This is a genomic window from Serratia sp. CY55921 (assembly GCF_052167655.1).
Taxonomy (GTDB): Bacteria; Pseudomonadota; Gammaproteobacteria; order Enterobacterales; family Enterobacteriaceae; genus Serratia; species Serratia ureilytica.
On the sequence record NZ_JBJNMU010000006.1, the window covers coordinates 75484 to 98212 of the forward strand.

General features: G+C 60.2%; 19 protein-coding genes. 13 read left to right on the forward strand and 6 right to left on the reverse strand.

The genetic code is table 11. From position 1 onward, the window contains the following. The first annotated feature begins 41 nt into the window (after positions 1 to 41). A complete protein-coding gene (locus ACJ8M3_RS21190) occupies positions 42 to 1811 on the forward strand; it encodes an ABCB family ABC transporter ATP-binding protein/permease (RefSeq protein WP_442514739.1) in 1770 nt (589 codons plus the stop codon). A 9-nt stretch (positions 1812 to 1820) separates the two neighbouring features. On the opposite strand, the gene betI is transcribed toward ACJ8M3_RS21190, so the two are convergent. Then, complete coding sequence (gene betI / locus ACJ8M3_RS21195) at positions 1821 to 2417, reverse strand: transcriptional regulator BetI (protein ID WP_042785301.1); 597 nt, start codon at positions 2415 to 2417, stop codon at positions 1821 to 1823. A gap of 158 nt (positions 2418 to 2575) precedes the next feature. Here betI and ACJ8M3_RS21200 point away from each other — a divergent pair, with 158 nt between their 5' ends. Continuing rightward, complete coding sequence (locus ACJ8M3_RS21200; protein ID WP_042785300.1) at positions 2576 to 4120, forward strand: BCCT family transporter; 1545 nt, start codon at positions 2576 to 2578, stop codon at positions 4118 to 4120. Positions 4121 to 4126: 6 nt separating this feature from the next. Here the strand turns inward: ACJ8M3_RS21200 and ACJ8M3_RS21205 are convergent, their stop codons facing one another. Next, positions 4127 to 4558 (reverse strand): VOC family protein, encoded by a 432-nt coding sequence (locus ACJ8M3_RS21205; RefSeq protein WP_046687747.1) that lies wholly within the window; start codon positions 4556 to 4558, stop codon positions 4127 to 4129. A gap of 158 nt (positions 4559 to 4716) precedes the next feature. Beyond that, a complete protein-coding gene (locus ACJ8M3_RS21210) occupies positions 4717 to 5634 on the reverse strand; it encodes a TIGR03571 family LLM class oxidoreductase (RefSeq protein WP_033652158.1) in 918 nt (305 codons plus the stop codon). Between the two features lie 137 nt (positions 5635 to 5771). On the opposite strand from ACJ8M3_RS21210, the gene ACJ8M3_RS21215 reads away from it, so the two are divergent. The 3 genes from ACJ8M3_RS21215 to ACJ8M3_RS21225 all read left to right on the forward strand — a co-directional run bounded on the left by ACJ8M3_RS21215 (position 5772) and on the right by ACJ8M3_RS21225 (position 8416). Then, complete coding sequence (locus ACJ8M3_RS21215) at positions 5772 to 5954, forward strand: hypothetical protein (RefSeq protein ID WP_145957738.1); 183 nt, start codon at positions 5772 to 5774, stop codon at positions 5952 to 5954. A 350-nt stretch (positions 5955 to 6304) separates the two neighbouring features. Next, complete coding sequence (locus tag ACJ8M3_RS21220; RefSeq protein WP_232094473.1) at positions 6305 to 7570, forward strand: MFS transporter; 1266 nt, start codon at positions 6305 to 6307, stop codon at positions 7568 to 7570. A gap of 36 nt (positions 7571 to 7606) precedes the next feature. Further along, the gene (locus ACJ8M3_RS21225; protein WP_089197397.1) at positions 7607 to 8416 is read left to right on the forward strand and encodes a MoaF C-terminal domain-containing protein; all 810 of its coding nucleotides are present in this window, start codon (positions 7607 to 7609) and stop codon (positions 8414 to 8416) included. Between the two features lies 1 nt (position 8417). Here the strand turns inward: ACJ8M3_RS21225 and lldD are convergent, their stop codons facing one another. The 3 genes from lldD to ACJ8M3_RS21240 all read right to left on the reverse strand — a co-directional run bounded on the left by lldD (position 8418) and on the right by ACJ8M3_RS21240 (position 12427). After that, on the reverse strand, positions 8418 to 9557 hold the full coding sequence (lldD, locus tag ACJ8M3_RS21230) for an FMN-dependent L-lactate dehydrogenase LldD (protein ID WP_033632193.1): 1140 nt from the start codon (positions 9555 to 9557) through the stop codon (positions 8418 to 8420). A 42-nt stretch (positions 9558 to 9599) separates the two neighbouring features. Further along, on the reverse strand, positions 9600 to 11183 hold the full coding sequence (locus tag ACJ8M3_RS21235) for an L-lactate permease (protein ID WP_089197396.1): 1584 nt from the start codon (positions 11181 to 11183) through the stop codon (positions 9600 to 9602). Positions 11184 to 11506: 323 nt separating this feature from the next. Continuing rightward, a complete protein-coding gene (locus ACJ8M3_RS21240; RefSeq protein ID WP_033652155.1) occupies positions 11507 to 12427 on the reverse strand; it encodes a LysR family transcriptional regulator in 921 nt (306 codons plus the stop codon). 425 nt (positions 12428 to 12852) lie between these two features. Between ACJ8M3_RS21240 and ACJ8M3_RS21245 the strand changes: the two genes are divergently transcribed. The 8 genes from ACJ8M3_RS21245 (at position 12853) to ACJ8M3_RS21280 (ending at position 22728) form a co-directional block, all read left to right on the forward strand. Next, complete coding sequence (locus ACJ8M3_RS21245; RefSeq protein WP_442514731.1) at positions 12853 to 13056, forward strand: DUF4762 family protein; 204 nt, start codon at positions 12853 to 12855, stop codon at positions 13054 to 13056. A gap of 171 nt (positions 13057 to 13227) precedes the next feature. Next, complete coding sequence (locus ACJ8M3_RS21250) at positions 13228 to 13893, forward strand: DsbA family protein (RefSeq protein ID WP_089197395.1); 666 nt, start codon at positions 13228 to 13230, stop codon at positions 13891 to 13893. Continuing rightward, positions 13893 to 14837, forward strand: coding sequence for an ABC transporter (locus ACJ8M3_RS21255; RefSeq protein WP_089195122.1), 945 nt, complete (start codon positions 13893 to 13895; stop codon positions 14835 to 14837). Before ACJ8M3_RS21250 ends, ACJ8M3_RS21255 begins: the two co-directional genes overlap by 1 nt. Positions 14838 to 14856: 19 nt before the next feature. Next, a complete protein-coding gene (locus ACJ8M3_RS21260) occupies positions 14857 to 16974 on the forward strand; it encodes a peptidase domain-containing ABC transporter (protein ID WP_442514732.1) in 2118 nt (705 codons plus the stop codon). A gap of 70 nt (positions 16975 to 17044) precedes the next feature. Continuing rightward, on the forward strand, positions 17045 to 18139 hold the full coding sequence (locus ACJ8M3_RS21265) for an efflux RND transporter periplasmic adaptor subunit (protein WP_230079627.1): 1095 nt from the start codon (positions 17045 to 17047) through the stop codon (positions 18137 to 18139). Next, on the forward strand, positions 18129 to 20087 hold the full coding sequence (locus tag ACJ8M3_RS21270; RefSeq protein WP_089197393.1) for an ABC transporter permease: 1959 nt from the start codon (positions 18129 to 18131) through the stop codon (positions 20085 to 20087). The genes ACJ8M3_RS21265 and ACJ8M3_RS21270 overlap by 11 nt, the downstream gene beginning before the upstream one ends. 26 nt (positions 20088 to 20113) lie before the next feature. After that, entirely contained in the window at positions 20114 to 21463 is a 1350-nt protein-coding gene (locus ACJ8M3_RS21275) for an efflux transporter outer membrane subunit (protein ID WP_442514733.1), read from the forward strand. Between the two features lie 2 nt (positions 21464 to 21465). Further along, positions 21466 to 22728 carry a beta-ketoacyl-[acyl-carrier-protein] synthase family protein gene (locus ACJ8M3_RS21280; RefSeq protein WP_145957736.1) on the forward strand — a complete coding sequence of 421 codons (1263 nt, stop codon included), beginning with the start codon at positions 21466 to 21468 and terminating at the stop codon, positions 22726 to 22728. The last annotated feature ends 1 nt before the right edge of the window (position 22729 follow it).

The window sequence follows — 22729 nt, forward strand, 5'->3', positions numbered from 1 at the left end:
CCATGCGCCGCGAGCCCGACCGAGAAGATGAATATTACATGATGGATCGTTCCCGCTTGCTGAAATTCCTGCTGCCCTATCTGTGGCCGAAAGACAACCCGCGGCTGCGGGGGTATTTGGTGGTGGCCTTCGTGTTTATGGTGGCGGCCAAGGTCAGCACCACGCTGGTGCCGCTGGCCTACAAAGCGATGGTCGATGCGCTGAGCGGCGAGACGGCGAAAATGCTGGCGGTGCCGCTGGGGCTGATCGTCGCCTACGGCGTGGTGCGGGTGGGCGGCGCGCTGTTTGAGGAACTGCGCAACGTGATGTTTATCCACGTCAGCCAGAACGCCACGCGCCTGTTGGGCGTGCGGGTGTTTCGCCAGCTGCATGCGCTGAGCCTGCGCTTTCATCTGGAGCGCCAGACCGGCGGGCTGTCGCTGTCTATCGAGCGCGGCACCCAGGCGGTGTCCACGGTGCTGTCGCGATTGTTGTTCTCCATCGTGCCGATCCTGTTCGAGCTGACGCTGGTCACGGCGATCATGTGGCATATGCTGAACGGCTGGTTCGCGTTGGCGATCCTGACCACGGTCGGCTGCTACATTCTGTTCACCGTGCTGGCGGTGAGCTGGCGCACCCGCTTTCGCCGCGAGCTCAACAAGGCCAACGCCGACGCCAACAGCAAATCCATCGACAGCCTGCTGAACTATGAGACCGTGAAGTACTTCGGCAATGAAGCGTTCGAGGCTGAGCGCTTCGATCTGTCGCGCCGGCTGTACGAATACGCCGCCATCAAGAACCAATTCAGTTTTACCGCGATCAACCTGGGGCAAACCGCCATTATCTCGATCGGGCTGATCGTCATGATGGCCATGGCGGCGCAGGGTATTACGCAAGGGACGATGACGGTCGGCGACTTCGTGCTGGTCAACGCCTACCTGCTGCAGCTGTACCAGCCGCTGAACTTTTTCGGCTTTATCTACTCGGAGGTGCGCCAGGCGCTGATCGACATGGAGAACATGTTCGATCTGCTGCAGGAAAAGCGTGAGATCGTCGATAGCCCGGATGCGCAGCCGCTGCGCCTCGACCGCGGCGAAGTGCGGTTCGACGCGGTCAGCTTCGGTTACGACACGCGCCGGCCGATCCTCAAGCAGGTGAGTTTTACCATTCCGGCGGGCCACACGGTGGCGGTGGTCGGCGCCTCCGGCGCGGGCAAGTCCACGCTGTCGCGCCTGCTGTTTCGCTTTTACGACGTGCAGGGCGGCGCCATTACCCTCGACGGCCAGGACATTCGCCAACTGACCCAGGCCAGTCTGCGGCAGGCGATCGGCATCGTGCCGCAGGATACGGTGCTGTTCAACGATACGCTGCGCTACAACATCGGCTATGGCAAAACCGGCTCCAGCGATGAAGAAATCGAGCGTGCGGCGCGGCTGGCGCATATCCATGATTTTATCGTCGGTCTGCCCGACGGTTACGACACCCGGGTGGGCGAGCGCGGGCTGAAGCTGTCGGGCGGTGAAAAGCAGCGGGTGGCGATCGCGCGCACCATCTTGAAAAATCCGGCCATCCTGGTGTTCGACGAGGCGACCAGCGCGCTGGATACCCAGACCGAGCGCGAAATCCAGGGGCACCTGCGCGAGGTGAGCCGCAACCACACCACGCTGGTGATCGCCCATCGGCTCTCTACCGTGGTGGACGCCGATGAGATCATCGTGCTGGAGGCGGGGGAAATCGTCGAGCGCGGGGGGCATGAGGCGCTGTTGGCGGCGAACGGCCGCTACGCCGCCATGTGGCAAACCCAGTACAGCGAAGAGCAGGAACCGCGCTGACGCTGCCGTTCACACCATCGATGGCGCGGCCTTGAGCCGTTGTATCACGTACTCGCAGGCGATGCGGTAATCCTGCTGCAGATCGGTGTCATCCCCGGCCAGGCTGCCGCGCAGCCAGAGCCCATCGATCATCGCCGCCAGCCCGCGCGCCGCGTCGCGCGCCTGCTGCAGCGGCAGCTCGCGGCGGAACTGGCTGCATATATTGGAATAGAGCCGCCGATCGTTGGCGCGCTGCAGGCGGCGCAGCACCGGCTGGTGCATGCTGGCGGCCCAGAAGTCGAGCCAGGCGCGCATGGAAATGGCGTTGGTTTGACTGGGGTGGAAGTTGCCCTGAATGATGGCGCACAGCTGCGACTGGCTGTCGCTCGCCGCCTGAGCGCGGCACTCGGCCACCGCGTCGCGCAGATCGCGCAGGATCTTGCGCATGGTCGCGCTCAACAATCCCTCCTTATCGCCAAAATAGTGGCTGACGATGCCGGTCGACAGCCCGGCTTCTTTCGCCACCTGCGACAGGGTGACGCCGGCCAACCCCACCACGCTGATGGTTTCGAAGGCGGCGTTAATCAACTGCTCCTTGCGCTGCTCAGGAATGTCTCTGCGGTACATATTTTCCCCAACTGATAGGCAAATCACACTTTGAATTTGATTGATTGAACGGTCAATCAATACTCTATATGCTGCGAAAATGTCAAATAAATGACGATAAAATGTTAATCAAAAGTTGCGTTTAAATCGTCTGTCTTTCGCATCATGGAAGCCTGCCAATGACAATAAAAACTCCTCCATCGCTTGACGAAGAACCTGTCAGATTGAATGTCCCGGTATTTTTCGGCTCAGCCGCGGTGATCTTGCTGCTGGGGGCGCTGATTGTGCTGTTTCCCGCCGCCAGCAAACAGTGGCTGAATGTCGCGCAAAGTTGGGTGGCCGACGTGTTCGGCTGGTATTACATGCTGTTGATGGTCGCCTGTATGGTGTTCGTGTTCTGGCTGGCGCTGTCGCGCTTTGGCCATATTCGCCTCAGCCAGGATGACGAGCCGCCGCAGTTCAGCTATCCCTCCTGGGTGGCGATGCTGTTCTCGTCGGGCATCGGCATTGCGCTGGTATATTACGGCGCCTATGAGCCGTTGGATCACTTCCTGTCGCCACCGGAAGGCGACGGCGGCAGCGTACAGGCGGCGCGGCAGGCGATGGCGCTGACCTTTTTACACTGGGGGCTGCACGGTTGGGCGCTGTATGCGTTGATCGCCACCGCGCTCGCCTATTTCGCCTATTGTCGCGGTTTGCCGCTGGCGCTGCGTTCCGCGCTGTACCCGATCTTCGGCGAGCGCATCCACGGCGGCGTCGGCCATCTGGTGGACAGCTTCGGCATTCTGGTGACGGTTATCTCGATGGTGACCAACCTGGGGATCGGCGCGCTGTTGGTGAACTCGGGGCTGTTCTACCTGTTCGACATCCCGCAAAGCACCGGCGTGCTGCTGGCGCTGATCGTGGTGATGATGGTGGTGGCCACGCTGGCGGCGGTCACCGGCGTCGAGAAGGGCATCGCGATGCTGTCGAACATTAACGTCGGCTTCCTGTGCCTGCTGTTGCTGTTCGTGTTTCTGGCCGGCCCGACGCTGAACCTGCTCAACGGCATGTTGCAGAATATTGGGGATTATCTGACCTCGCTTGTCAGCCGCAGCTTCGATATGTATCTGTACGGCAAGGCGCGCCAGTGGCAGGGCGCCTGGACGCTGTTCTATTGGGCCTGGTGGGTGGCGTGGGCGCCGTTTGTCGGGCTGTTTATCGCGCGTATTTCCAAAGGCCGTACCATCCGCGAACTGATCTTCGGCGTGTTGCTGATCCCGCTGGGGTTCACGCTGGCGTGGCTGTCGATCTTCGGCAATACCGCCATCAGTCTGGTGCTGGAGGGCGGGCAAGCGATTCTGGGGCAGGTGGCGCAAAGCGATCCGCCGATGGCGGTGTTCAAGCTGTTCGAATACCTGCCCTATACCCAGCTGACCGCCGGTTTTGTGGTGGTGATAAGCTTCGTGCTGTTCCTGACGCCGGTCGATTCCGGCACGCTGATGATAGCGAATCTGTCCTGCCAGGGCGGTTCCGCCCACGATGACGCGCCGGCCTGGCTCCGGGTGTTCTGGGCGGCGGTCACCACGCTGGTGTGCGCCGGGCTGCTGTACGCCGGCAGTTTCAGCGCGATGCAGACTGCCGTGGTGCTGTGCGGCTTGCCTTTCTCGGCGGTGATCGTGCTGTACATGCTCAGCCTGCGCAAGGATCTGCGCGGCTACGCCATGAAGCCGGCGCTCCCCTGAGGCGGCTTATTCGTCCGCGCGCGGCCGGTGATGCACGTATTCGATAATCGTGCCGTCCGGCAGGCGCGCATTGAAACAGGCGCCGGTGGGCACTTCCACCGGGCCAAAGAAGATATCGGCGCCGGCGGCCTGTAGCCGCTGGTGGTAGGGATAAATGTCATCGACCAGCAACGTGCCGACGGTGCTGCGAAAAGGACGCAGGTTTTCTTCCGAGCCTTCCAGGATCAGAAATGGCCCCACCGCCGCCAGCACCAGCCGATGCTCGGGGAAGTCGAAACGCATATCCGCTTCCACGCCGTGCAGCTGCTCGTAAAACGCGATGGCGCGGTCAATCTCGCCTTCGTCGACATAGACCCGGATCAGCACGCGCGGCTCGCGCAGCGATGAAGAGTCGGCGGTTTTGCGCCAAAAGCCTGCTTCTGTCAGTTTTGCCGTCATTGCTCATTCCTCATGGTGGCTCGTTTCCTTGTCATCATGCCGCCGTTTGACGGCAGGGATTAGACCGAGTTGTTATGAACCAGCAGCGGCGGAAATAAAAAAGCCCCGGTAACGGGGCAAAGTCCAGCTCAGGTCGGAATAGCGGGCTAAAGCGGGCGTCAGGCGCGATGGAATTCCGGCAACACCCATTGGCCGATCTCCTGCATCGTCTCTTCCAGCGGCCGCTGGTTGCGGCGAAAATGCAGGCCGATGTGATTGACCCCGGCGTCACGCATGGCGCTCAGTTCCTGAATCAATCCATTGCGGCCGCTCTTGATGCCGAAGCGATGGCGCTGAATCGGCGCGTCGGCGTTATCGGTGAGGTCGAGATGAATAAAGCTGACGTAGGGCTTGTCACCGGCTACGTTGCGCCAGAGTTTGACCCGCGAAACATGGTCCGCAGGCGTGCCGGGATACGACAGCCAGCCATCCATATTTTTCCCCACCCACTCGGGCGTTTGTTGCGCCAGCCCGGCGACCAGCAGCGGCGGCGGCGGCGTGGCCGGCAGCAGGCGCAGTCCCGGTTGCAGTGCACTGTCGGCTTCCCCTTTGAGAATGCCGACGCTGGCGCGGAAGCTTTCACCGCGCGCGGCGTAATCGGCGCCGAACAGCGGGTACTCCACGGGGCGATCGCCGCTGGCGACGCCGAGCAACAGACGATCGCCGCTCAGCGTTTGCAGCGTGGAAGCCGCTTTGCGCACCAGCCACGGCTGCCGCAGCGGCAGCACCACGGCCGCGGTACCGAGCAGAATATTGCGCGTCAGGCTGGACAGGTAGCCGAGGTAGGTAAAGGTCTCAAACACCTGCGCGGCGTCGCCGAAGTCCGGATCATACAGCGGCACGTCGCGAACCCAGGCGGCGCGAAAGCCGAGCTCATCGGCCAGCTTGATGCGCGCAGCGTGTTCGCTCATGTCCGGCACGCCGAACGGCCGCCCGTCCTGCTGGCGTTTCAGCTGCCCGCTGGTGGACCAATCGTTGTCCAGCGGCAACTCGATGCCGATGGAAAGCGGCTCCCGGGTTAATTTTTCGATGCTCATGTGTCACTCCGTCTCAGGCCTTGCGGCGCGGTGTCGAACGATGGCCCGAAGTGTTGCATGGCGCTAAATTGAGATAAACAGCCCTAATCGCAATAGATAATTGCTGTTGCGAGCATAATTGCTTTGCAGGATACGGCATGATTGCCGTGATTTACGTCACGCTCTGCGCTTTTGTTATTGTCCAGACGGGGTTATATAACCCCGCCGTTGGCCTTTCCCTCGTAAGAGTTAGTTTTTTCTGCGGCCTTAAAATAAAACGAGATGATTCAATAGATAAAAATGGCTCTGAAGCGCGTGCGGGGATCATTCAATGCCGATAAAAAATTAATAAGCCTGAAGCGTCATCGATGGGATTATTCGCAAATAACGTGCAAACAGGCTTTTTTTAATCGCAAGAAAGTACCGGACATTATTTTATATGTATCAAGAACAGAAGGATAAATAACCTGAAGGTGATAATGCGATATTGAAATAGTACCCGTTCAGAATTTCATTTGTCTCTCGAAGAGCGCCGGTTGACAGACCGCCGGCTTGCGATAATTTTATGTCATTAACATGTTAATGAGTTGTTGTCGTGACGGAGGGCCAATTTCTCTCTTGGCCGAGCGCTTAACACACTTATGCCATGGCGGGTCGCCATTCATAAGTTAACTTATGGACAAATGACGCTATGAATACATCGCCAGCGGCACGCAGAGCATTAAGTGAAGAGAACCGGTTGCTGATTATTTTGTTTTTCGTGTTCGGCTGCGTGTTCGTCGATCGTCTGACCATCTCGTTTCTGTTTCCGATGATTGCCGCCGACCTCAAGCTCAGCAACGTGCATCTCGGCACGCTGTCGGCGGTGTTGGCGCTAACCTGGGCGCTGTCCGGCGCCGGGTTGGGGGCGATAGCCGATCGCTTTAATATCCGTAAGCCGATGCTGATCCTGTCCATCTTAGTGTTTTCGCTGTTCTCCGCGCTGTCGGGGCTGGTCAGCGGGTTTGCCATGTTATTGATCTTCCGGGCGCTGATGGGGATTGCTGAGGGGCCGGTATTGCCGATCGCGCAATCGTTGATGGTGGAAAGATCGCAGCCGCAGCGCCGCGGTTTCAACATGGGATTGATCCAGGGCGCGGCGCCGGGGCTGTTGGGTGGCATCATCGCGCCGCCGCTGATCATCTATCTGGCGCAGAAGTGGGGATGGAGCATGGCGTTTCACCTGACCGCCGTGCCGGGCATCATTCTGGCGTGGCTGATCTATCGCTATGTGAACGGCAAAAAGGATCCCGCTTTCAGCGCCGCGCCGGCGGCGGGTAAGCCGGCGGGCAAGGCCGCTTACGGCGAGCTGTTCAAAATCAAGAACGTGGCGCTGTGCATTCTGATCTCCTGCGTGTTCGTCACCTGGTTCATGATCATCATTACCTTCACCCCTAACTTTTTGGTGACCGACCGTGGCTTCGGTGAAGGCACGATGGGCGGCATCATGAGCGCCATCGGCGCCGCCTGGGTCTTCTGGGGCGTGGCGGTACCGGCGATCTCCGATCGCCTCGGGCGCAAACCGACGCTGATTTTCTTTTCGCTGCTGGCGGTGTGCTGCCCGCTGTTCCTGAGCTACGTCGCCAATCCGTGGCTGCTGGGCGTGCTGGTGTTCCTGTCTTATACCGGCCTTGGCTGTTTCACGCTGTTTATGGCCACCATCCCGTCGGAAACGGTGTCGCCGGCGCGCATCGCCACCGCGTTGGGGCTGGTGATGGGGATCGGCGAGGTGATTGGCGGCTGCCTGGCGCCGTTTATCGCCGGGCTGATCGCCGATCGCTACGGCCTGGTCAGCGTAATGTGGCTGGCGGCCGCCGGTGCCGTGTGCGCCGGGGTACTGAGTTGTTTTCTCGATGAAACCGCCCCTGCCGTGGTGAGCCGCCGAGCGGTGAAGCCGGCGGGCGTCGCCGACGTTTGAGACGATTTTTATCCCATTCAATTAAGGAGAGCGAAGATGTCAGCAGAATCATCCGTACTGAATCAAAATGCCGAGCCGGACTGGAAGAATTACGACGATTTCGCGCGCGGCATCGATACCAACCGGTTGCCGGGCTCTCAGGACTGGCGCGGCAAAATGCTGCAGATCGCCTTTGAAGACGGCGGGGACATCACACTGCGTTTCAGCGCCGACCGGCAACGGGTGTTGTGGGCCTGGGGAGGGGAGAGCGGTGAGGACGCTTACGAAGAGGTGCAAACCTCCGCCGCGCGCTATTTCTTCAATATTCCGCTGCAGTCGCCGGGCAACGAATGCCTGACGCTGGTGCTCAACCGCGACAGCGGCCGGGCGCTGCTGGTGCGCAGCACGCTGTTGCCCGAACAAACGGTGGAAAAGGGATCCCGCCTCAAGCAAAGCTTCCACGTTGGGCTGATTGCCGGCGTCACGCCGGGCGGCATCGCGCCGCATCTGACCCGCGAGCTGATCGGTTATCGCACGCTGAACGTTTACAGCCCCAACCATTACTACGAGCACTTCTACGTCAACACCGAGCGTTACGCCTGGCAAAACCTGCGCGGCGAGCAGTTCGGGCACGGCGACATGGATTACGCCACTTACTACAAGTTTGAGGACGAGATGTTCCTGTTCACCTTCCGGGAAAAGATTATCCCGGTGTGCTCGGTGTTCTTCTTCGACTTTATCTCCGGGCGCTGCACCGGCACCTTCCTCGGGTTGGACGCCGCCGGCCGGGTTCTGGTGTCACCGGCCGGGGCCTTCATCAGCAAGATGAGCTACAACGTCTACCCGGAGGGCGTGCAGCCGCTGTGAGTCAGGCGTTTCTGACCAGCGATCCGGCGTTGATCTCCGCAATGGTTTTCGCGCCGGTGAGCGTCATGGCGACGCGCATTTCCTTGTCGATCAGATCCAGCAAGTTAGCCACCCCGGCTTCGCCGGCCGCCGCCAGCGCATAGACGAAGGCGCGCCCCAGCAGCACGCTGTCGGCGCCCAGCGCGATCATGCGCACCACGTCCAGGCCGCTGCGGATGCCGGAATCGGCCAGTAAGGTAATGTCGCCTTTCACCGCGTCGGCGATCGCCGGCATGGCGCGCGCGGTCGACAGCACGCCGTCCAGCTGGCGGCCGCCGTGGTTGGAGACGATGATGCCGTCGGCGCCGAAGCGCACTGCGTCTTTGGCGTCTTCCGGATCCAGAATGCCTTTGATGATCATCGGGCCGTCCCAGAATTCGCGGATCCACTCCAGATCTTTCCAGGAAATCGACGGATCGAAGTTGGCGCCCAGCCAGCCGATGTAGTCTTCCAGGCTGGTCGGTTTGCCGCGGTAGGCCGAGACGTTGCCCAGATCGTGCGGCTTGCCGAACAGGCCGACATCCCAGGCCCACTGCGGATGGGTAAACGCCTGCAGCACGCGGCGCAGGGCGGCGTTGGGGCCGCTCATCCCCGAGTGGGCGTCGCGGTAACGGGCGCCGGGCACCGGCATGTCGACGGTGAACACCAGCGTTTTCACGCCGGCGGCTTTGGCGCGCTCCAGCGCGTTGCGCATAAAGCCGCGGTCTTTCAACACGTAGAGCTGGAACCACATCGGCCGATCGATCGCCGGGGCCACCTCTTCGATGGGGCAGACCGACACGGTGGACAGCGTGAACGGAATGCCTTTTTTGGCCGCGGCGCGCGCGGCCTGCACTTCGCCGCGGCGGGCGTACATGCCGGTCAGCCCCACCGGCCCCAGCGCCACCGGCATCGCCAGCTGCTCGCCGAACAGCGTGGTCTCCAGGCTGAGTTCGGACATATTGCGCAGCACGCGCTGGCGCAAGGCAATATCGGCCAGATCTGCGGTATTGCGCTTCAGCGTATGCTCCGCGTAGGCCCCGCCGTCGATGTAGTGAAACAGAAACGGCGGCAGTTTGGCCTGGGCGGCGGCCCGGTAGTCGGTTGACGCGGAGATGATCATAGTGTTTACCTTCTTGTCTTCTTGCAAATAACGGGTTGTCAGTCAGAGCGAGAGGATCGCCGCCATAGCGGCCGCGATCCCACCGTACGCCAGCATCGGCAGCGCGGTCTTTCTGATGATTTTGCCTTCGGCGTTGCCGATCCCCAGGATCGAACAGACCGCGATAATGTTGTTCAGGCATACCATGTTGCCCATGGCGCCGCCGACGGACTGCAAGGCCAGCGTCAGATTGACGTCGAGGCCGCTGCTCTGGGCGATCGATTGCTGAATGCCGCCGAACGTCAGGTTCGAAACGGTGTTGGAACCGGAGAAGAACGAGCCCAGCGCGCCGAGGAACGAAGAGAACAGCAGCCAGCTGTCGCCGGTCATCGCCGCCAACGCTTTCCCGATCAGGATCACCGGCGCGTTGTCGCCGCCCAGCATCATCAGATTGACCATGACCAGCGCGCCGAACAGGGCGATAAAGGGGCGCGTGATGCGCCCGCCGGTTTCGCTGAACATTTGCCGCACCTGGCCGCCATTCAGACGGAACAGCGGAATGCACAACACCACCACCAGCAGGAACGGGATCAGCGCCGGGACATACAGCGTTTTGTAGCCGGCCGCGGCGGAGGTGCCCAGCACCTGCCGCAGTTCGACGATCAGCGCTTGGCTGATGCGCAGCTCCCCGAGCCAGCCGAGGTTTTCCTGCCACAGCAGCGTGGTGGTGTTAAGCAGCGCCTTGAGGCCCAACTGGTGAATGCGCGTCACTATCAGGATAGCAATCAGCAGTAGGGTCGGCGTCATCGCCTTGACCACCTGCATGAACGGCACCGCCTGCGCGGCGCTCTGCGGTTTTTCCGCGCGGGCGAGGCCAATGCCGCCGCGCGCCAGCAGCACCGACAGCGCCAGGCCGAGAGCGCCGCCGACCAGCGCCGGGAACTCATAGTTCACCTGCGCCAGCAGCAGATAGGGGACGGTGCAGCTCAGCACGCTGAGCAAGATAAACGGCAGGTTGCGGCGAATATCCTGCCAGGAAACGATAAAGCGCAGCGCAAGCAGAGGAATGACGAAGCCGGCGACAACGTGGATCAGCGCGGTTTGCCGGCCGATCTCCAGCAGGCTGGCGTCCGACAGGCCGAGGTTGGCGAAGCCGAACCAGGTGGGGGTGCCCACGGCGCCGAAGGAGACCGGTACCGAGTTCATCACCAGCGTCAGCAGGGCGACGCGCAGCGGGTTGAAGCCCAGCCCGACCAGAATCGGCGCGGCGATGGCGGCCGGGGTGCCGAAGCCGCTGGCGCCCTCGATCATAAAGGCGAACGCCCAGCCGATAATCATTAGTTGGGCCACCGGGTTGGGGCTAACGGTTTCCAACCAGCGGCGCACCACGTTTTCCGCACCGCTTATCTGCATCAGTTTGTTGAGCAGAATGGCGCCGGCAATGATGGTGATCGGCGTCAGCGTCGAGACCAGCGCGGTGATGATATTGGCATGCAGCAGCCGCAGTGAGGCATCGAACCACCAGAGCTGCAGGGCATATACCACGGCGGCCGTCAGCGGCAGGGCCAGATAAGAGGGCACACCATTCCTTTTGGTCATCATCCATATCAGCAGGACGATCGGCGCAATACTGAAAAGCAGGGGCATAAGATCCTCAGGGTTATTATTTTTATGGGCAGAGATATGTAACTGAAAGGTTAATTACCGCAACATTTTCATTCTAATCACAACGTTGGCGATGATGCCACGCGATAATTTTTTAACATCGGCGAATGGCGCCGGCGACGGGAAAAATGTCGGCTGTTGAGGCTGAATTAAATTGATTTAAAATCAATTGGATGGGTTTTTATGTTGTGTAATGAATGCGCTGGATCACATTAATTAGGCGTTAATGTTCACGAGTTCATGTCCAAAAATGCGGTAATCCACGCGGTACTTTACGACGCGTGGAAATAATCAGGAGTGGAAACTTAAAAGTAGTGACTGATATTTTGATAGGAACCGATGATATGTTCGATCAGCAGGCGAGTTTTTAACGGCAGATTGCGGGTATAAGGGTAGACGGCGTAAATGCCCAATACCTTGCCGCAGTGGCCGGCCAGGATCTCCGTCAGTTTGCCGTCCTGCAAATCTTCGTACACCATGCAGCGCGGCACCATGGCGATGCCGTGGCCGCCGATCACCGCTTTGCGGATCGCCCGCGCATTGTTGGCCGACAGGTTGCCGTCAACCTGCAGCTCGTAGATTTCGTTGCGCCCTGGCCGCTTCATCAGCCAGTTGGCGGTGCCGCTCTCTTGATAGGTATAGGTCAGGCAGTTGTGGCTAAGCAGATCGTCGGGATTGCGCGGCTCGGGGTGGTTCTCCAGATAGCCCGGCGAGCAGACGATCACCCAGCGGGAATCGAAGATCGGCCGCGCAATCAGGCTGGAGTCCGGCATGGTGCCGGTACGGATCGCCAGATCGATGCCTTCTTCCACCAGATCGACGAAGCGGTTTTCCAGCCGCATCTCGACCTTCAGGCTGGGGTGCTGGGCGCAAAACTCCGCCACGCTTTCACTCAGCAGCAGCTCACCCGAAATGGTCGGCACCGACATACGAATGGTGCCGGTCAGCTCTTCGCTCTTTTCGCTGACGGCGTACAGCGCTTCCTGCACTTTGGCGCCGATCTCCTTGGCCTGCTGGTAGAGCGCCTGGCCGCTTTCGGTCAGCGTCAGGCTGCGGGTGGTGCGGTACATCAGCCGGGCGCCGAGCGATTTTTCCAACCGCCCGATGCGTTTGCTGACCACCGAACTGGTAATGCCGGCGCTCTCCGCCGCCTTGCTGAACGAGCCGCAGTCGACAATCAGGGCAAACAGAATCAGGTCGTTGGCGTATTCGTGAGTCGCGAGCATGGGCATCCTAAGAGTGAGAGTCCTGTTGCTCAGTGTAAGTCCGGCGCGGCAGGAAGCAATCTTTTCAGCCTGTTTCCAGCGCCGGTTAACTGGTCGGATCTGAAATTTTCTTGGTTAATTACCTCTTAAACTGAGAATTATCCTTCAAATAAATCGTGGCTATTCCGGGGGTGAAATTAACTTCCATGTTTTTATAAGTAATTAAATTAGAATAATCCTTATATCAAACGTTACTTATTCCACTAAGCCTGCGGTGCAGTGTAAATAATTGTATTGATCTGCTTGTGTGAGAGGGCTATTCTTTTTCCCGCAGCGCTCTCATTGTTATCAATTAAATGTTTTTCAATGTATTGAAGAATTACTCTGTCTTGCAGGCAGAGTGATGGGTAGTGTGTTTATATTTTAATATATATAAGGATATTGTAATGAAGAAAATCAATCTGTCTGAAGCGGCAAACATCGTCGGCGGTACTTTTGTGTGTACCAAGGAATTTGCCTGGGTGGGCGGTGGCAATAACCGCACTTGCCAACTGGTGAACACCTGTTCCGATAAGTTTGGCGGCGTGACCAAAAACTATCGTCCGGCGCCGGTGGCGAGCTGCCCTTCCACGCCGACAATCCCGAGCTGATGCGAGCTGAACGCTTGCAGTTAGGTTAGTGATGGACAGGCGGGGCGCTTGCGCGCACCGCCTGATAACGGAGATGAATTCCTTTTTTATCGCTGAACCGTCAATCTCCCTTTCTGATTTATAACGCTCATGCTCAAGTGAGTATTTATTTATTCGCAGGATGCGTCTGCTATGTATAAACGTCCTTTGCTGTTTTTTAGTTACACGCTCGTCATTATTTTCGCCTCTTCTTTTTTGACTGCGCTTTATTTCCAGCATTACGTTATGGCCTCGCCGGCGGCGGAAAGCCTGAGTTTTATCTCTGCGGAAAAAATAGAGCAAAGCCCATTGCAAGATGATAACGCCATTGTCGAAGTCTTCTCTTACGCCTGCCACTATTGTGAAGTTAACGAAAGCGGCGTGGCCGAGCTGGAAAAACGCTTACCGGCGGGAGCCAAATTGGTGCGCCTGCATCTCAGCGACGACGATCACGCCGGCATGGCGGCCTTTGCGCCCCTCTTCGCCACCCTGACGGTCATGGGGATCGAGGCGCAGCATCGTCCCGCCGCTTACCGCGCCATTATCAAAGAAAACCTCAATCTGGCGGATGAAAAGCAGCTCAGCGCCTGGTTGGTGGCCAACGGCATCGACGAGGCCGCCTATCAGCGGACCAGAGATTCAGAGCGGGTCAAGGAACTGTTGGCGTATATGACGGCGGTAAGCCGCTATTACCAGGTCAACGCGACCCCCAGCTTTATCGTCAATCGCAAATGGCTGGCGTTGCAAGACCGTGAGTTTTCCGCTTTCAGCCAGCAACTGCTGTCGCTGTTGCAGCACGATAAGCCGCTGGCCCCCTGATGCGCCTGCTCGCGGTTCGGGGCTTTCTGGCCTGGCGTAACGGCCTGGACGCCGTGGCGCGTCTCTCGGCTGTCCGCACCGGGGTGAGCCGGAGTCTGACGTGCGCTCTGCTGCGGCGCGTGGATTATCGCCTGTGGCTAAAGATGCAGAGGCGGTTGAGGTGGGGTCTGCAGCAACGCCGTTTTCGCCACCGGCAAGCGGTCGCTGAGGCGAATCGCCAAAGCCTGTTGGGCGACGGCAGGCTGGACTTCGCCTGGCTGATGCAGCGGCGACAATGGCTGGATTTGGCGGCGATCCAGGCCCGCAACGCCGCGTTGATGGAGCATTTGGCGCAGTGCACCTCACAGCTCAATCAGGTGGTGGAGCCGCTGCATCGCGCCGGGGTGCCGGTGTTGTTGGCGCCGATGCACACGGTTTCCGATGTGCTGGCGACGCTGGTCGGCGCGGGCGTTTATCCAGGGCGGGCAACGGTGATCGTTTCCGGCGACGCACAGACGTTAGCGCGGCGAGCGCCTGAGGGGGAATGGCGGCAGCGGCTCGACTATTGCTCGATTCACGACGATCCCCGGCATATTGCCGGCACCTTGTCGCAGGCGCTGCTGGAGGCGACGGAGCATCGGCGCAACATCATCCTCTTCCCGGACATCACGCCGGATTACACCTTGAACAGCACCCGGGACGCCTCGGCCAAACTGGCTTGCCGTTTGTTCAACCGGCCAGCGCATTTGCATAGCGGCATCGTTCGGTTATCTCGAGCGATGCGGGCTCGAGTGGTGTGCTATTCGCTTTATTACGAGCGCGGCGTTCGCATTCACATAGAAGAACCGATTGCCACAGAACAGGTCGGCCGCGCCGTGCCGGCGATCGTCGAGCGCACCCTGCGGCGACATGCGGATGATTGGCTGCTGTGGCATTCGCACTCTTTATTTTTTATCAACGAATAAGTCAGGGATATCACTACGCATGGAAAACACCCTCCCTACGCCGGTCTTGCAGAGCGAAATCAATGAATGCGGGCTGGCCTGCATCGCCATGCTGGCGGAAACGCAGGGCGTTCGCGCGCCATTGGCGGAACTGCGTGAGCGTTACCCCGCTTCGCAACACGGCACTTCGCTGGCGACGCTGTGCGCCATTTTAGGGGAGTTGGCGTTGCCGGCTTATCCGGTGGCGTTCGAGCACCGGGATCTGGCGGCGCTGCCTTTACCGGCGATTCTGCATTACGGCGCGGGCCACTATGTACTGCTGGCATATCGTCAAGGCGGTTACGTGTGCGTAATGAATCCGGCGTTGGGGCAACAGCTGCTGCCGTACGCCGCCCTGAAGGCGGAAATCAGCGGCTACGCATTGGTGCTCGATCGCGATGATTTACCGTCCACCGCCCCCGCCGTGCGGAGCCGCCGACGCGGTGCTTTCGCCAGTTTAAGCCTGAAGGATACCGCCGGCATCGCCGGCATTTATCGCCTGGCGGCGATGACGTTTCTTATCTCGCTGACGCTGTTCATCATGCCGATGATGGTCGCCAGCGCGATCAATCAGGTGTTCGCCATGGCCGGTGAGGTCGCGTTCCCTTACGCCTACTATCTGCTGGCGTTTGTGGCATCCACGGCGCTGGCCTTGATGGCGCGCATCATCACCGAGCGTTTTATCAAAAACTTCGTGTTGCTGCACGGCGCCGCCGGGTTTTCCCGCCTGCTGGAAAATTCGCTGAATTTCTTCAGCAAGCGCGCGCCCGGCGAGATTTTCAGTCGTTTCACCAGCTGGCAGATGGCCGCCGGCCAGAAAATCGAGCTGGATAACGGCCTGCGCACCGACTGGATCATCGCTGCTATCGCGCTGGCGGTGATGGGCTATTTGAGCCCGATGTTGGCGCTGGTGCCGATTGCCGGCGTACTGCTGATGGGGGCGATCAGCGTTTGGGCCATTTATCGCGATCGCCACTTCACCCAGCAGCTGCAGGTGAGAGGGGCGGCGCAGAATGATTTTATTCTGGAAACCATTCAGGGGTTTTCGACCATCAAGTCCGCCGGGCTCGCCGGCCAGCGGCAAGAGGGCTTTGCCGAGCATGCCCGTTCGCTGTTCAACTGCCTGCAGCGGCAAAAAGTCTATGAGCAGGTCAAGGGCAGCATTTATCAACTGATTGGCAGCCTGGAAATGGTGGTGTTCATGCTGCTGGCGCTGCCGCTGCTAAAGGGGGGCGAACTCAGTCTGGGGGCATTCTTCGCCTACAGCTTTCTGCGCGAAATTTTTACCTCTTACACCAGCAAGATCTTTTTTGCCGTCCTGCAGAAAAACCAACTGCACGTGATCGATGAGCGTGCGCGGGATCTGTTTCCTGCCGTATCTCTGCGTACCGGGTCTGGCGACGAAAGCGTGAACCATTTTGATGTGCAGTTGGCGTATCGGGGAGTGAGCTTTGCGTACGACGCCGGCCAACCGGTTTTGCGCGACCTGTCGCTGACGCTGGAACGGGGCGAGTGTATCGCCATCTGCGGCGGTTCCGGCGCGGGCAAGAGCACCTTGCTGAAGGTGCTCGCCTGTCTGTTGACGCCGCAGCGGGGGGAACTGACGCTGGATGGCCGCGTGCTGGCTAACGCCGCCGCGCAGCGGCTGTTCTTCCTGCAAAGCCAGGAGGACATTCTGTTCAATGCTTCGGTGTTGCAAAACGTCACGCTGTTCGCCCCGTCGGCGCCGGGCCAGCAGAGGCAAGTGGAACAGGCGCTATGCAGTTTGGGGCTGGCGGATGCGGTGGCGCAACTGCCCGGAGGCGTAAACGTTCTGGTGAGAGAGAGCCATGCCGGGCTGTCGCTGGGGCAACGGCAGCGTCTGTTGCTGGCGCGTGCCATGTACAGCCGTTGCCCGGTGTTGGTGCTGGATGAACCGACGGCGAATCTGGATGAAAAAACCGCTGCGGCGGTGATGTCGGCTCTGGTAGCGCATTGCCGTGAGAAGGGTAAAACCCTGGTGACCGTGACGCATAACCCGCGGCTGCTGCCGTTGTTTGATCGGGTGCTGCACTTGTCGCAGGGCCGGTTGTTGGCCGCCGTCGACACCAGGATGAATGACTGTGCTGAGGTGGAGTGACGTGCCCGGAAAGAAACGCTGGCGGCGTGTGGCGCTGGCGGCGATCGTGTTGGGGGGGCTGGCCGGCGGGCTGTTAGGGTTGAATCGGGCACCTGACATATCACCGCCGCAGACGGCGCGCGTCGATCGCGGCGACATCGAAAAAAGCGTGTTGGCTACCGGCATTTTGAAACCGGCCCGGCAGGTGAACGTTGGCGCGCAGGTCAACGGCCAACTGAAAAAACTGTATGTCAAACCGGGGGACAGAGTGGCTCAGGGCCAGCTGTTGGCCGAGATAGATCCGACGTTGCAACTTAACGAACTGCGCAAGTCGCAGGCCGAATTACGCAGCGCGCAGGCGCAGAAATTGGCGAGTCAGGCGCAGCTCAAGCAGTACCAACTGGAGTTGGCGCGGCAAAGGGCGTTGGCGCGAGATCGTGCCGGCGTGACCAGCGATTTGGAAAAAGCGCAGGCGCAGCACGACGCGCAACTGGCGCAGTTGAAAGTGAACGAGTCGCAGATCGTTCAGGCCGAAGTCGCGCAGGAAACGGCGAGAGCCAACCTGGCTTTTACCCGTATTACCGCGCCTATTGACGGCGAAGTGCTGGGTATCGTCACTCAGGAAGGGCAAACCATCGTCTCATCGCAAAGCGCACCGACCATTTTGGTGATGGCAGACGTGGATACGATGATGGTGCATACCCGCATATCGGAAAATGACATCTTGCAGGTGAGGGCGGGGCAGCCGCTGTGGTTTTATGTCGCCGCCGATCCCCGCCGCCGATATGAAGGGGTCATGGGTGCGATACAGCAAGCGCCGGCAGAAGCGCTGGAAGCCGATCCGCTGGGCAGAAATTCAAGCCAGCAAACGGCGGCGGTGTATTACAACGGCGTATTTGCCGTCGCCAACGGCGAACGTCGATTACGCACCGCGATGACGGCGCAGGTATTCATCATTACCGAACGCGCCACGGGGGTGGTGCGGCTGCCGATGGCGGCATTGGGAGAGGCACTGGATGGCGAGCGCTATCAGATCAGAGTGTTGGAAGGCCAGCGGGTTGTCGCGCGCAGCGTGCGCATCGGGAAGCGCGATCGCCGCTATGCGGAAGTGTTGGAAGGCGTGAGAGTGGGTGAGCAAGTGCTGCTGGAACACCAGCCAGATACGGAGGGTGAGCATGTCAGCTAGCACGGATCCCATTATCGTTTTGGAGAACGTTTCGCGCGAGTTTCAAGCCGGAGAGCAGAAAATCACGGTCCTCAAACGCGTTTCCCTGAGCATTCAGCGGGGAGAAATGGTCGCTATCGTCGGCGCCTCCGGCTCCGGAAAATCGACGTTGATGAATATTATCGGTTGTCTGGACAAGCCTTCTCAGGGGGACGTGTACATCAACGGGGTGGCGATTGGGCAAGCCGACGGCAATCGCCTGGCGCGGCTCCGCAGTCGGCATATCGGCTTTATTTTCCAGCGCTATCATCTGATGCCCTATCTGACGGCCGGTGAGAACGTGGCGATCCCTGCATTGTATACCGCCATGCCGGCCGCCGAGCGCCGCCTGCGGGCCGCACATTTGTTGGCTCGCCTCGGGTTGGCGCAGCGCGGTGGCCATCGTCCGGCGCAGCTTTCCGGTGGGCAGCAGCAGCGGGTCAGTATTGCCCGAGCTCTTATGAACGGCGCGGAAATCATTTTGGCCGATGAACCTACCGGCGCGTTGGATAGCGCCAGCGGTCAGGCGCTGATGGCCATTTTGCATGAGCTGAACGCTGTCGGACACTCCGTGGTCATCGTGACGCACGATCGGCGGATCGCCGAGCAGGCGCAGCGGATCATTGAGATCGGCGACGGCGAGATCGTGGCGGATCGTCGCCACGATGCCGCCCGACAGCGTTTTGCGTTCGAGAGGCCGCTGGCGTTGGCTGCGCCGCTGAAACGCATGAGCCCTTGGGCGGCGCTGCGAGAGGCGCTCGGCATGGCTTGGCGGGCATTATTAGGGCATCGGGTCCGGGCATTATTATCGATGCTCGGCATCATCATCGGCATTGCGGCGGTCGTTTCCGCCATCGCCATCGGTGAAGGCACGCGCCAAAGCATCCTCAGGGAAATCAGCCAGCTCGGCTCCAGCACGTTGGACATTCGTCCCGGATTGGGATGGGAAAAAACGCGTCCCGATTTTGCGCGTTCGCTGAGTGCGCGGGATGCAGCGCTGCTGGCGGCCTTGCCTTATGTTGACAGCGTTTCGCCGGTCATCAGCACTCAACTGTCGGCCGTGCGCGAAGGCAAGCAGGTGCCGCTCGCCGTGATGGGCGTCGGCGAAGGGTATTTCCGCACGCAGGGCATTCGGCTGCTTTCCGGTGGCCTGTTTACTGCGCAGGATCTGAGTGACCGCGCACCGGTGGCGGTGATCGATCCCTTGCTGCAACAGGCTCTGTTTTCTTCCCGGCAAGATCCGGTGGGCGCGGTTTTGCTGATCGCGGGTGTGCCTTATCGGGTGATCGGCGTCGCGCAGCGCCGCGGCGCCCAATACGCCGGTTCTCAACCGCTTGCCTGGCTGCCCCATACCTCCCTGACTGGCCGCATCGCCGGCGATATGCCGCTGGAATCGATTGTGATGCGAGTGAATGAAAAATTGACGTTGGAAGCGGCAAGGCGGGATGTGACCCGGCGTTTGACCGTAGAACATGGCCGGCGGGATTTTTTCACGCTGACCGACGATCAGCTGACGCAATCCATTCAGCGTGCCTCCGACTCCATGCGATTGCTGATTACCGCGATTGCCGCCATCTCGCTGCTGGTCGGTGGGGTGGGGGTGATGAACATCATGTTGGTTTCGGTGACGGAACGAACCCATGAGATCGGCATTCGATTGGCGGTGGGGGCCGCTGAGAAAGACATTATGCGGCAATTTTTGATTGAGGCGGTAGTGATCTGCAGCCTGGGGGGCGTGTTGGGGATCGCCTGCGCCGCGCTGGTTAAAGGGATTCTGAGCGGCTTGGCGCCGCAGGTGACGATGATCTTTACCTGGCCGCCATTGCTGCTGGCCTGCGGGTTCTCGGCGTTGATCGGCGTCGGGTTCGGCTTCTTTCCAGCCCGTGCCGCCGCGCGCCTGCAGCCGGTGGAGGCGTTGGCGCGAGAATGAACCGACTTTTGATTTATGGACTGGTCATGCTGTCTTTGAGCGCTTGCGGAGGGCGGCCGATCGACGCCACTGCGCCACCGTCGTTGCCGCAGCAGTGGCGCGTGGTCGATGAACGTTCCGGTTCATTGCGAGCAGGCGTCGCCTGGTGGGAAAACTTCAATGATCCGCAGCTTTCCTCGCTGATCGATGGTGTGCTCATCGCGAATCAGGATCTGGCGCTGGCTGGATTGCAGTGGCGTGAGGCGATGTTGGAGGCCGGGTTGGTAGCCGGCAATGCGACCCCCGACCTGGCCGCCAGCCTGAGTGGCCGCAATACCAAGGCATTGCGCGGCGCGGCGCGGCCGCAAGAAAGTTACCGCACAGGGCTGTCACTGAGTTATGAACTGGATTTATGGGGCAAGCTGGCGCGTATTCGCGAGCAGGCTCAGTGGCTGGCCGTCGCTTCGGAGTTGGATCGGCGCAATACCGCGTTGACTTTGATCGGCGCTACCGCTCGCGGGTATTGGCAGATCGCCGATTTGAATCAGCAAGTCACCCATCAGCAACAGGCGGTGGCGTTCGCGCGTGAGACTGTACGGCTGGTGGCGGCACGTCATACCGCCGGCGACGTCGGCCGATTCGAGTTATTGCAGGCGGAGCAAAACCTATTGGCGCGGGAGAATCAACGGGATGAACTGGCACGGCAGCGGGAAGACGCTCGCAACTCGCTGGCGCTGTTGTTCGGCCGTTCACCCTTGCTGCGATACAGCGAAAGGCGAGCGCTACCGATCAACGAGGTGCCCATTGCGCCACGTCTGCCGGCGGCGGTGATGGCGCGGCGGCCGGACGTGCAGGCGGCGGAGCGGCGCCTGCGGGCGGCGCTGGCCGGTGCGGAGGCCGCTACATTGCGTTTTTATCCGACGCTGAGTCTGGATGCCGCACTGGATGCCGGCAGCGGGCTTTTCCGCCAATGGTTCAGTGAACCTTCGCGCTCGCTGGGTGCGACGTTGACGCTGCCGTTCATCGAGTGGCGCAAGATGCGCTTGTCCAGCGACAAAGCGGCGTTGCAGGCGCAGCGCGCGGAGATTCAATTTCGCGATACGGTTTACCGCGCGCTGTCTGAGGTAGACAGCGCCATGCGGGAACGTCTGGAAGCGCAGCGGCAAATCGGCAATCAGCAGCGGCATCTGGCGATGGGGCGACAAGCCGTGGCATTGGCCCGCCATCAATATCAGGCCGGTTCCGTCGCGCTGCAAACGTTGTTGGACGCGCAAGAGGCGGTGTTAGCCAGCGAGAATTCACTGTCGGCACTGCAATATCGCTACCTGAACGCCACGATGCAGCTCTGGCTGGCGCTGGGCGGCAACGAGGCTTTCGCATCCGGGCAAGGGGAGTAAGCATGGACAAAGAACGGAATACAAGACGCGTGGTGGTCACCGGTTACGGCGCCGTCACCGCGCTGGGTGGCAACGCGCAGCAAAACTGGCAGGCGATCATGGCCAACCGTTTGGCCTATCGCTATCACGATAAATCGGCGGCGGGGATCCACGCGCGCTTTTTTGCTTTGCTGGAGGCCGAACCGGCGTTGGAAGACGTTGCCGCGCGGGTAAGCCGCCGGCTGCCCAGATTCGCTAGGCTGGCGCTGGCCGCCGCCTCGGAGGCGATCGACATGGCGTTTTCATCTGGCCACGTGAGGCCCGGGCATTTTTATTCGTCGTTGGACTGCGGGGTGATTATCGGCAGCGGCTGGGGCGGCCAGGATGAGATCATGCAAAACAATGCGGACTATCTGCAATCCGGCATGGGGCAGCTGTTTGGCTGTTTTCACGCAATGCCCAATATTGCGACCGCCATATGCGGCCAACATTGGCAGTTACGGGGCTATCAAAGTTCGCCGGCGGCGGCCTGTGCGACCGGCGGCATCGCGATTGGCGATGCGTTTGAGGTGATCCGCAGCGGCCGCGCTTCAATGATGTTGGCCGGCGCGTCGGAATCACTGAGCGGCAATGGCGCGATATGGAACATCGACGCGTTGCGTTTGCTGAGTCGGGAGCAAAAGGATATCACCAAGGCCAGTTGCCCGTTCAGCCGGGAGCGCAGTGGCTTCGTGTTGGCGGAAGGGGCCGCCGTGTTGTGTCTTGAGGAGCGAGAGGCGGCTTTAGCGCGCGGCGCGACAATACTGGGGGAGGTCAAGGGATACGGCAACTTTTCAGACGCTTTTGACCTCACCGCACCGGCGGAGGATCCGCAGGCCAAGGTGAAAACCATTCGATGGGCTCTGGAACAGGCGGGGCTAGGCAATCATGAAATCGACTATATCAATGCGCATGGCACGTCGACGGCGCAAAGCGATGTGAACGAAACCGTTGCGATCAAGGCGGCGCTGGGGCGCGATGCTTATCGCACGCCGATTTCCAGCACGAAATCCTATACCGGGCACTTGCTCGCCGCATCCGGCAGCTTTGAGGCGATCGTCTGCCTACAGGCGTTGCAGCAGCAAATGATGCCGGCAACCTGCCATTTGCACGAGAGCGATCCCGAATGCGATCTCGATTATATCCGCGAGGGGCATCGTCGCGGTCGTTTGCGCAATGTCATGAGTCTCAACTTCGGTTTCGGCGGTGCTAATGCAGCGCTGGTATTCGGCAATCACAATGGATAAT

Bases quoted from the DNA above. Each gene is read 5' to 3' on its own strand.
- ACJ8M3_RS21190 (WP_442514739.1), top strand. From the start codon at position 42: ATGGATCGTTCCCGCTTGCTGAAATTCCTGCTGCCCTATCTGTGGCCG.
- betI (WP_042785301.1), bottom strand. From the start codon at position 2,417: ATGTACCGCAGAGACATTCCTGAGCAGCGCAAGGAGCAGTTGATTAAC.
- ACJ8M3_RS21200 (WP_042785300.1), top strand. From the start codon at position 2,576: ATGACAATAAAAACTCCTCCATCGCTTGACGAAGAACCTGTCAGATTG.
- ACJ8M3_RS21205 (WP_046687747.1), bottom strand. From the start codon at position 4,558: ATGACGGCAAAACTGACAGAAGCAGGCTTTTGGCGCAAAACCGCCGAC.
- ACJ8M3_RS21210 (WP_033652158.1), bottom strand. From the start codon at position 5,634: ATGAGCATCGAAAAATTAACCCGGGAGCCGCTTTCCATCGGCATCGAG.
- ACJ8M3_RS21215 (WP_145957738.1), top strand. From the start codon at position 5,772: ATGATTGCCGTGATTTACGTCACGCTCTGCGCTTTTGTTATTGTCCAG.
- ACJ8M3_RS21220 (WP_232094473.1), top strand. From the start codon at position 6,305: ATGAATACATCGCCAGCGGCACGCAGAGCATTAAGTGAAGAGAACCGG.
- ACJ8M3_RS21225 (WP_089197397.1), top strand. From the start codon at position 7,607: ATGTCAGCAGAATCATCCGTACTGAATCAAAATGCCGAGCCGGACTGG.
- lldD (WP_033632193.1), bottom strand. From the start codon at position 9,557: ATGATCATCTCCGCGTCAACCGACTACCGGGCCGCCGCCCAGGCCAAA.
- ACJ8M3_RS21235 (WP_089197396.1), bottom strand. From the start codon at position 11,183: ATGCCCCTGCTTTTCAGTATTGCGCCGATCGTCCTGCTGATATGGATG.
- ACJ8M3_RS21240 (WP_033652155.1), bottom strand. From the start codon at position 12,427: ATGCTCGCGACTCACGAATACGCCAACGACCTGATTCTGTTTGCCCTG.
- ACJ8M3_RS21245 (WP_442514731.1), top strand. From the start codon at position 12,853: ATGAAGAAAATCAATCTGTCTGAAGCGGCAAACATCGTCGGCGGTACT.
- ACJ8M3_RS21250 (WP_089197395.1), top strand. From the start codon at position 13,228: ATGTATAAACGTCCTTTGCTGTTTTTTAGTTACACGCTCGTCATTATT.
- ACJ8M3_RS21255 (WP_089195122.1), top strand. From the start codon at position 13,893: ATGCGCCTGCTCGCGGTTCGGGGCTTTCTGGCCTGGCGTAACGGCCTG.
- ACJ8M3_RS21260 (WP_442514732.1), top strand. From the start codon at position 14,857: ATGGAAAACACCCTCCCTACGCCGGTCTTGCAGAGCGAAATCAATGAA.
- ACJ8M3_RS21270 (WP_089197393.1), top strand. From the start codon at position 18,129: ATGTCAGCTAGCACGGATCCCATTATCGTTTTGGAGAACGTTTCGCGC.
- ACJ8M3_RS21275 (WP_442514733.1), top strand. From the start codon at position 20,114: ATGCTGTCTTTGAGCGCTTGCGGAGGGCGGCCGATCGACGCCACTGCG.
- ACJ8M3_RS21280 (WP_145957736.1), top strand. From the start codon at position 21,466: ATGGACAAAGAACGGAATACAAGACGCGTGGTGGTCACCGGTTACGGC.